The organism is Bacteroides sp. CAG:633 (genome assembly GCF_000435115.1).
Classification (GTDB): Bacteria; Bacteroidota; Bacteroidia; order Bacteroidales; family Bacteroidaceae; genus Bacteroides; species Bacteroides ndongoniae.
In genome coordinates, this window is sequence record NZ_FR883130.1 from 1 (window position 1) to 8,646 (window position 8,646).

Genomic DNA, 8,646 nt, shown 5'->3' on the forward strand with positions numbered 1-8,646 from the left:
GAGTATCCTCCTGCGTGAAGCATTTCTATCAGTTCTTTCATTCTTGTTTTTGTTACAGCGTTTCTTGTTTCAGTTGTTCCACATATCGGTCGATGCGGTGCAACTCTTTGGGGATGTCAATGCTTTGCGGGCAGTGCGAGTTGCATTGTTTGCATCCGATGCAATGACTGGCCTGGCGCAGACGTGGCACACTTCGGTCGTAACCTACCAGGAAAGCGCGGCGTGCTTCGCGATAGTTGGCATGTTCCTGCGAGGTGGGCAGGTTGCCTTCGTTCACACATTTGTTGTAGTGAAGCAGTACGGCAGGAATGTCGATGCCGTAGGGGCAGGGCATACAGTACTTGCAATCGTTGCAAGGGATGGTAGGGTACTGTTTCATTAGGTCGGCTGTCTGCTGCAGAAATTCGAAATCGTCGTCAGTCAGTGGTACGAGTGGTGAGTAGGTCCGCAGGTTGTCTTGCAGATGCTCCATGTAGGTCATGCCGCTCAATACAGTAAGAACACCGGGGAACGTGCCTGCAAAGCGGAAAGCCCACGATGCTACACTTGCTTCAGGCCCACGTTGCTTGATGCGTGCCACCAGATGCTCGGGCAGTTTCGAGAGTCGGCCACCCAGCAGCGGTTCCATGATGATGGCGGGAATATGGCGTTTCTCCAGTTCGGCGTACAGGTAGTCGGCATTTACGTTGTTGCCCGAGGCGTATTGCCAGTCTACGTAATTGAGTTGTATCTGTACGAAGTCCCAATGCACCTGGTCGTGCATGGCCAGCACTTCGTCGAACACTTCTTTGGTACCGTGGAACGAGAATCCCAGATTGCGGATACGTCCCGCTTCACGTTCCTTCATCAGGAAGTCTATCATGCCATTTTCGATGTAGCGGGCACGGAAGGTCTCGATGCCACCGTTACCGATGGAGTGCAGCAGATAGTAGTCAATGTAGTCTACCTGTAGTTCCGAAAACGAGCGGTTGTACATGGCGATGGAGTTCTCGCGTGTATAGTTGGAGAAGTTGGACAGCTTGGTGGCCACGAAGAACTTCTCGCGTGGATGGCGTTTCAAGGCGATGCCGGTCGACTTCTCCGACCATCCCTGTACGTATACGGGCGACGTGTCGTAGTAGTTCACGCCGTGTGCCATGGCGTAATCTATCAGTTCGTTTACGGCATCCTGGTCGATGACGTTACCTCCTTTTTCAGGAGCGGGCAGGGTAGGCCAGCGCATACATCCGTATCCCAGTAAGGAGACTTTTTCTTTTGTTTTCGGATTTTCGCGCAGGGTCATTTTGTCGGTCGGAACTTCTCCCTGTGCCTGTAGCGAGGCCGAGTTCGAATCCTTCGGTCCGCATCCCGTCAGCGCTACGGTTGCAGTAGCTGTACTGATGCCTACAATCTTCAGAAACTCGCGGCGGGAAATGTCTTTATGATGATTTTGATCGTTCATTGTTGCAAAGTGTTTAGTAATAAAGCGTAAAGAAGTTACAGAAGTTGGGCAGGCATTTTGTGTTTATTGCTTACTGCCCGTTCTTCTTTATTATATAATCCGATGGCGTTCATGCCCTTCCACATAGATGGCTGTGAACGGACGTGCCGGACAGAGGTTCTCGCATGCGCCGCAGCCGATACAGCGTTCGGTGTCGATAGCGGGGAACTTGCGCGAGTCCGGATTGTTGGCATCCGAAGGTACCATCGTAATGGCGCCTGTCGGACAGTGGCGGGCACAATTGCCGCATTCTACACCGTCGGTTTTCACCACACAGTTCCGTTTGATCCATACGGCATGGCCTATCTGGATAGCCGACTTATCGGCTACCGTGATCGGTTTGATGGCTCCCGTAGGGCAGACGTCCGAACACTTGGTACACTCGGGACGGCAATAGCCGCGTTCGTACGAAGAGAAAGGTTGCATCAGTGTCATCAGATCTGTTGAAGGACGCAGTACTTCGTTGGGACATACCGATACGCAAAGCTGGCAGGCGGTACAATGTTGTGCGAAGTGTCGTGCTCCCTGAGCTCCCGGTGGCAGGATGGGTGTCTTGCGGTTGGGGATCTTTTTGTCTTCGATGGTAGCCAGTCCGCCGTCTACTTTCATTTCCTGAGCTTTCAGTACGGCTGCCGAGGCTGCCAGTGCCGACGATGTCAGGAAGGCACGGCGTGAGCTGTCTTTTTCGGTTTTCGGTTCTGCTTTCGCACTTCCGGCTTTGACCGGATGTCTGTAGCTCAATGCCTGGTGTTTGCATTTATCCAGACAATCCATGCAGGCTACGCAACGGCTGTAGTCTATCTGATGATTCTTGATGTCAATACACGAAGCTTTGCAATTGCGTGCGCAAAGGTTGCAGTTGATGCACTTATCCGTGTCGATAACCGGCTTCAAATAAGCATATCTGGACAGGAAGCCAAGTATGGTACCTACCGGGCAAATGGTGTTGCAATAGGTTCGTCCGCCTCTCCATGCCAGTACGATGAGGATTACCAGGGTAACGGCTGCAATGACGAAAGTCGGGACGCTCTTCCAATGACGAAAGTCGGGACACTCTTCAGCCACACGGTGGTATCGTAGAACGCATAACTGTCGGCACGTTCGGCCAGGTAGGCCAGCAGATTGTTTCCCCACTGGTAGAGGGGAGCAAACAGGTTGTTAGCAATACGTCCGTATGCACTGTAAGGAGCCAATAGGGCGACAAACGAGTGCACACCTGCCACCAGTGCGACGGCGAATACTCCCAATACACCGTAGCGCAGCCACGACAGGGCGGGCGAGTAGCGGTAACGGTTCTTCTTGGTCTTTTTGGAAAACCAGGCCACTACGTCCTGAAATACTCCCAACGGACAAATGACCGAACAGTAGACACGTCCCAGCAACAGCGTGAGGATTACCAGCGCCAGCACTACTCCCACGTTGAGAGCCAGCAGGGCAGGCAGAAACTGAATTTTAGCCATCCAGCCGAACCACGTATGCAACGTTCCCGTAAAGTCGAGGAACAGCAACGTAATGAGTGCGAAGAACAGGACAGCAAGTGTTAGTCTGATTTTACGTAACATAAATAGTAGTTATTAGAAATTTGTGTGTATCTTAATTAAAATAGTTTTATAACCGTGCAAATATAGCAATTCTGACTTTACGGTTGATTATCCTTTTTACGCTTTTTGCAACATCTTGCAACAGCAGATTGGGGGATAATGTACAGTTCCTTTTTCCCGGATTGCTTATTTGGGTATTTGGGGCTCTATTTTTTCTCTGTTTTTTGTTGGGAGGAAGCGCAGATAGTTTTATATTTGCCCCGATGCTAATCCTTAAAAATCTGCTTGCTATGAAGCAATCACTGACAAACGTATGGAGATTTTATCGCGACGGTTTTCGTGGTATGACCTTGGGACGTACGCTGTGGCTTATTATCCTGATAAAGCTGTTCGTTATCTTCTTTGTACTCCGTCTGTTTTTCTTCCCCGATTTTCTTAATAGCCGGGCATCCGATGAAGCCGGACAGAGCGATTATGTAGGCCGTGAACTCATTCAGCGGGCAGTAAAGTGAGGATAGCTTTTTTATGGCTGAATTTTATGTGTAATTTAACCCGATCTTTTATCTATGTTCGAGAGTATTGACACTTCCCTGATCGACTGGTCAAGAGCACAATTTGCCTTGACAGCTATCTATCACTGGATTTTTGTTCCGCTGACTTTGGGATTGGCGGTGATTATGGGCATTATGGAGACGATATATTATCGTACCCGTAATGAGTTCTGGAAGCAGGCTGCCCAGTTCTGGATGCGACTTTTTGGCATCAATTTTGCCATAGGTGTGGCCACCGGGCTGATACTGGAGTTTGAGTTCGGTACCAATTGGAGTAACTATAGCTGGTTTGTGGGCGATATTTTCGGAGCGCCGTTGGCCATCGAGGGAATACTGGCTTTCTTTATGGAAGCTACTTTCATTGCAGTCATGTTTTTCGGCTGGGGGAAGGTGAGTCGCCGTTTTCATCTTACTTCTACCTGGCTCACCGGACTGGGGGCAACGATTTCTGCCTGGTGGATTCTGGTTGCCAATGCCTGGATGCAGAATCCTGTCGGTATGGTGTTCAACCCCGATACGGCACGCAACGAAATGGTCGACTTCTGGGCTGTGGCCACATCGCCGATGGCCGTTAATAAGTTTTTTCATAGCATACTTTCGGGCTGGGTATTGGGTGCCGTTTTTGTAGTGGGTGTCAGTTGCTGGTACCTGTTGCGGCGCCGTCACAAGGAGTTTGCGCTGGCCAGTATCAGGGTAGGGGCCTGGGTAGGTTTGTTTGCCGCACTGATGTCGGCTTGGACGGGTGATGGTTCCGGGTATCAGGTAGCCCAGAAACAGCCTATGAAGCTGGCAGCCATGGAAGGCTATTACGAAGGACAGCAAGGAGCCGGACTGGTGGCTTTCGGCATTCTGAATCCGAACAAACAGACACCGGCTGACGGGGTAGAACCTTTTCTGATGCGTATCGAATTGCCCAAGATGCTATCGCTCCTGGCCGAACGCGATCCGAATGCTTTTGTGCCGGGCATCAATAATTTGTTGGAAGGAGGCTACCGGCTGAAAGATGGCAGTCAGGCTTTGTCGGCTGAGGAGAAGATGGCGCGTGGCCGGAAGGCAATAGCTGCTTTTGCCGCTTATCGCACGGCTAAGGCCGACGGCAATGAAGAAGTTGCGGCTGAAGCAGCCGTAGTGTTGCAGGACAATGTAGCTTATTTTGGTTACGGGTATATAAAGGATGTCAACGAGCTGGTGCCTAATGTACCGCTTACGTTCTACATGTTCCGGGTCATGGTGATGCTGGGCGGATATTTCATCCTGTTTTTTGCAGTGCTTCTGTTTTTGGTCTACCGGAAGAATCTGGCAGAGATGCGCTGGATGCATTGGATTGCCCTGTTCACTATTCCGTTGGGTTATCTGGCCGGACAGGCCGGTTGGGTAGTGGCCGAATGCGGCCGTCAGCCCTGGGCCATACAGGACATGCTGCCTACTTCGGCTGCCATTTCGAGGCTCGACGTGGGTTCGGTGCAGACAACTTTCTTCATCTTCTTAGTCCTCTTCACGGTATTGCTGATAGCCGAGATAGGCATCATGCTCCGAGCCATTCGCAAGGGATTCTAAACACTGTCGTTTTATCGTAAAATCAAAAAAAGAATATTCTGTATTTATGGATACTTATGCTTTTCTTCAGCAATATTGGTGGGCAATAGTTTCGCTACTGGGTGCTTTTCTTGTATTCCTGTTGTTTGTGCAGGGTGGTAACTCATTGCTGTTCTGTCTGGGCAAGACGGAAGAACACCGCAAAATGATGATCAATTCGACGGGACGTAAGTGGGAGTTTACGTTTACTACACTGGTTACTTTCGGTGGTGCGTTTTTCGCTTCTTTCCCATTGTTCTATAGCACCAGTTTCGGCGGTGCCTACTGGCTTTGGATGATTATTCTGTTCAGTTTCGTATTGCAGGCTGTCAGTTACGAATTTCAGTCGCAGGCGGGCAATCTTTTGGGTAAGAACACCTATCGTGTGTTTCTGGTCATCAACGGAGTAGTGGGGCCTGTGCTGTTGGGCGGTGCGGTAGCGACGTTTTTTACCGGTTCTGCATTCATTATCGACAAGGATAATATGGGCGATACGCTGATGCCCGTCATCAGTCGCTGGGCCAACGGCTGGCATGGGCTGGACGCACTGGCAAATCCGTGGAACGTGGTAATGGGACTGGCTGTCTTTTTCCTGGCGCGGGTGCTGGGTGCTCTCTACTTTATCAACAACATAGCCGATACGGAGCTTGTTGCGCGTTGTCGCCGTTCGTTGTGGGGAAACTCCGTGCTGTTCCTGATTTTCTTTCTGGCGTTTCTGGTACGTACGCTGGTAGCCGACGGCTTTGCCGTACAACACGAAAATGGCTGGATTTGCATGGAACCATACAAATATCTGCATAACTTTCTGGCGATGCCCTGGGTACTTGTCATTTTTCTGTTAGGAGTTACAGGGGTGCTGGGTGGCATTGTCCGTACCTTATGGAAACCCGGTTATGACAAAGGAATCTGGTTGTCTGGTGCGGGAACGATACTTGCGGTCTTTGCTCTTTTACTGACGGCGGGCTATAACCATACGGCTTATTATCCTTCCGTGGCCGACCTGCAAAGTTCGCTGACGCTGGCCAACAGTTGCTCCAGCCGTTTTACGCTCGAAGTGATGGCTTATGTTTCCATCCTGGTACCTTTTGTGCTGGCCTACATCTTCTATGCCTGGCGTCGTATCGACAGCCATAAGATCGATGCAGACGAAATGAAAGACGGGCATACGTATTGATGCCCGTCCTATGCTATATCATTTGACTTCCATGTTCGATGCGTCGAACGAAAGCGGAAGCAGATCGCCAACGCGTTTTATCTCGTAAATGCCTTTCCGTCCATACAGCAGGATGCGCATAGGGCGCTGGTGACGTGTCTCGGTTTCGAGCATCACCTGACGGCAGGCACCGCAGGGAGGAATCGGATCGTCAAGAAATTCGCCTTGTTCGTTGCGGGCGGCGATGGCCAGTGTGGTCACGGCTTGTTCGGGATAGCGTGAGTTGGCGTAGAACAAGGTCGTACGTTCGGCACAGAGTCCCGACGGATAGGCTGCGTTTTCCTGGTTGCTGCCACATACGACAGTACCGTCGGCCAGGCGTGCGGCAGCTCCTACTGAGAAGTGCGAGTAGGGCGAATAGCTGCGGTGGGTAGCCTCGCAGGCGTTGTCTATCAGTTCGCGGTCGGCGTTGTCCAGTTCGTCGTAAGCATATACCTGGACATCGATACGGATATTCAGTTGTTTCATGGTGCAAGGTTTATTATAAGTGAATGATTATCGGGGTTAAGCCTTTTCCCTGCTTGCCGGATTTATATTCCCAGCAGCTTCATCGCTTTTTCTTGTTCGAAAAGCGAAAGGGATTTGGTTACGGTTTCGTAATTCTCTTTGTCGACGATGCGGGGCGCGAATATTCTCAGCACTTCCATCTTGTCGTCATCGAAGACATACAGTGACATCATGCGGGCGCATTGCTGGCAGGTGAAGTATTTGTTGTCGGCACCGGCACGTATCAGTTTCATCTGTTCGTCTTTAAAAAGACGTGCCTTCACTTTGTTGTAGAAGTCGGTGAACTGTTTGTCGCTGATGGGACGTATCACGGGACGCGGCTTATGTCCCGGAACAACAACTACCGGTGGTTCCTGCGGGGCAGTGACGGGCGGCTCGGGCATGACTGGCTGGCGTTCCGATGCCTTGAAAGAATCCATGTAGACCAGGCGCCCCTCTTCGAAGCGTACGATGATGACGGTGGCTTCACTATCCAGCGGGTTCAGCATTTTCCGGTACTCCCATTCCTCCAGTCCGTAGTCCAGGCGGCGGTATTCGGGTTCTCCCAGTATTTTTGTGGTTTCTTCGGGTGACATGCCCTGTTTGATTTGGCCCAGAACATTGGAGTTGGAATAGAACATGCTTGAGCAGGAAGTCTGCAAGAGCAGATACGTGGCTGCTACTCCTATAAGATAGCGTTTACATTTCATTTTTGTTTTCGGATAAGGTTTTTAACTCGGTTTCAAATGTAGCCAATTTAACTTATTTATGCCTCATCGGGTAGCTAATAAATAGTAAAAGGATTGTTTTTTTCGATTCTTTTGCAGATTTTTGCGCCGAAATCAAAGGTAAAGAAATGAAATATACGTTCCGACTGTGGGCTTTTGTAGCCTTATTAATTCTGTTTCTGCCTGCCTCGGCGCAGCGCCGGAACTCTCGTTACAACGACTATATCAAGCAATATTCCGAACTGGCCATCGACCAGATGAACCGTTATAAGATTCCGGCCAGTATCACTTTGGCGCAAGGATTGCTGGAGAGCGGAGCGGGGCAGAGTGTGCTGGCCCGTAAAAGCAACAACCATTTCGGCATCAAGTGTCACAATACCTGGCGCGGTCGCAAAGTCTATCACGACGATGATGCCCGTGGCGAGTGTTTCAGGGCTTATCGCAAGGTAGAGGACTCGTACGAGGATCACTCGAAATTCCTGAGGCAGGGTGCCCGCTATGCTTTCCTCTTCAAACTGAAGATTACCGACTACAAGGGCTGGGCAAAGGGGTTGAAGAAAGCGGGATATGCCACTGATCCGTCGTATGCCAACCGTCTGATTACCATTATCGAGGATTACGAGCTCTATAAGTACGACACCAAGGGCATGAGCAAGCGCGAGGCGCGTCGCTGGGAAAAGGAGCTGAAGAAGAAACCCTGGCTGGCCAATCCGCATCAGGTATATCTGGCCAACGGTCTGGCTTACGTCGTGGCACGCGACGGCGATACGTTCCGTCTGCTGGGCGGTGAGTTCGACATCAGCTGGAAGAAGCTGGTCGATTACAACGACCTGCATAAGGAGTACACCATCGAGGCGGGCGACATCATCTACCTGAAGAAGAAAAACAAGAAGGCGCAGAAACCTTATACGGTCCACATCGTGCGCGACGGTGAGTCCATGCACTCCATTGCCCAGAAGTACGGCATCCGGCTGAAGAACCTCTATAAGATGAACCGTAAGGATGTCGAAGAGTACGTTCCCGAGGTAGGCGACCGCCTGCGCCTGCGCTGACAATTGCCTTGCGGCTGTTG

7 protein-coding genes and 1 pseudogene are annotated in these 8,646 nt (G+C 50.8%); 4 read left to right on the forward strand and 4 right to left on the reverse strand.

Going from position 1 to position 8,646, the window contains the following annotated elements:
• Positions 1-52 precede the first annotated feature (52 nt).
• Positions 53-1,441, reverse strand: coding sequence for an aldo/keto reductase (locus QVP67_RS12850; protein WP_022163966.1), 1,389 nt, complete (start codon positions 1,439-1,441; stop codon positions 53-55).
• 90 nt (positions 1,442-1,531) lie between these two features.
• Positions 1,532-3,042 (reverse strand): annotated as a pseudogene (locus QVP67_RS12855) (4Fe-4S binding protein).
• 269 nt (positions 3,043-3,311) lie between these two features.
• Here QVP67_RS12855 and QVP67_RS12860 point away from each other — a divergent pair.
• From QVP67_RS12860 to QVP67_RS12870, 3 genes are read left to right on the forward strand one after another with little or no spacing between them, the layout of a single operon-like run.
• Positions 3,312-3,533 (forward strand): DUF4492 domain-containing protein, encoded by a 222-nt coding sequence (locus QVP67_RS12860; protein WP_022163969.1) that lies wholly within the window; start codon positions 3,312-3,314, stop codon positions 3,531-3,533.
• A 54-nt stretch (positions 3,534-3,587) separates the two neighbouring features.
• Positions 3,588-5,129 carry a cytochrome ubiquinol oxidase subunit I gene (locus QVP67_RS12865; protein ID WP_022163970.1) on the forward strand — a complete coding sequence of 514 codons (1,542 nt, stop codon included), beginning with the start codon at positions 3,588-3,590 and terminating at the stop codon, positions 5,127-5,129.
• Between the two features lie 46 nt (positions 5,130-5,175).
• Positions 5,176-6,321, forward strand: coding sequence for a cytochrome d ubiquinol oxidase subunit II (locus tag QVP67_RS12870; RefSeq protein ID WP_022163971.1), 1,146 nt, complete (start codon positions 5,176-5,178; stop codon positions 6,319-6,321).
• A gap of 18 nt (positions 6,322-6,339) precedes the next feature.
• Here the strand turns inward: QVP67_RS12870 and cdd are convergent, their stop codons facing one another.
• The gene (cdd, locus tag QVP67_RS12875; RefSeq protein ID WP_022163972.1) at positions 6,340-6,828 is read right to left on the reverse strand and encodes a cytidine deaminase; all 489 of its coding nucleotides are present in this window, start codon (positions 6,826-6,828) and stop codon (positions 6,340-6,342) included.
• A 62-nt stretch (positions 6,829-6,890) separates the two neighbouring features.
• Positions 6,891-7,556, reverse strand: a complete 666-nt coding sequence (locus QVP67_RS12880) for a DUF4476 domain-containing protein (protein ID WP_022163973.1) — start codon at positions 7,554-7,556, stop codon at positions 6,891-6,893.
• Between the two features lie 146 nt (positions 7,557-7,702).
• On the opposite strand from QVP67_RS12880, the gene QVP67_RS12885 reads away from it, so the two are divergent.
• Complete coding sequence (locus tag QVP67_RS12885) at positions 7,703-8,626, forward strand: glucosaminidase domain-containing protein (protein ID WP_022163974.1); 924 nt, start codon at positions 7,703-7,705, stop codon at positions 8,624-8,626.
• Positions 8,627-8,646 lie beyond the last annotated feature (20 nt).

Coding starts and splice junctions, on each gene's coding strand:
- cdd (WP_022163972.1), bottom strand. CDS start 6,828: ATGAAACAACTGAATATCCGTATCGATGTCCAGGTATATGCTTACGAC.
- QVP67_RS12865 (WP_022163970.1), top strand. CDS start 3,588: ATGTTCGAGAGTATTGACACTTCCCTGATCGACTGGTCAAGAGCACAA.
- QVP67_RS12880 (WP_022163973.1), bottom strand. CDS start 7,556: ATGAAATGTAAACGCTATCTTATAGGAGTAGCAGCCACGTATCTGCTC.
- QVP67_RS12850 (WP_022163966.1), bottom strand. CDS start 1,441: ATGAACGATCAAAATCATCATAAAGACATTTCCCGCCGCGAGTTTCTG.
- QVP67_RS12860 (WP_022163969.1), top strand. CDS start 3,312: ATGAAGCAATCACTGACAAACGTATGGAGATTTTATCGCGACGGTTTT.
- QVP67_RS12870 (WP_022163971.1), top strand. CDS start 5,176: ATGGATACTTATGCTTTTCTTCAGCAATATTGGTGGGCAATAGTTTCG.
- QVP67_RS12885 (WP_022163974.1), top strand. CDS start 7,703: ATGAAATATACGTTCCGACTGTGGGCTTTTGTAGCCTTATTAATTCTG.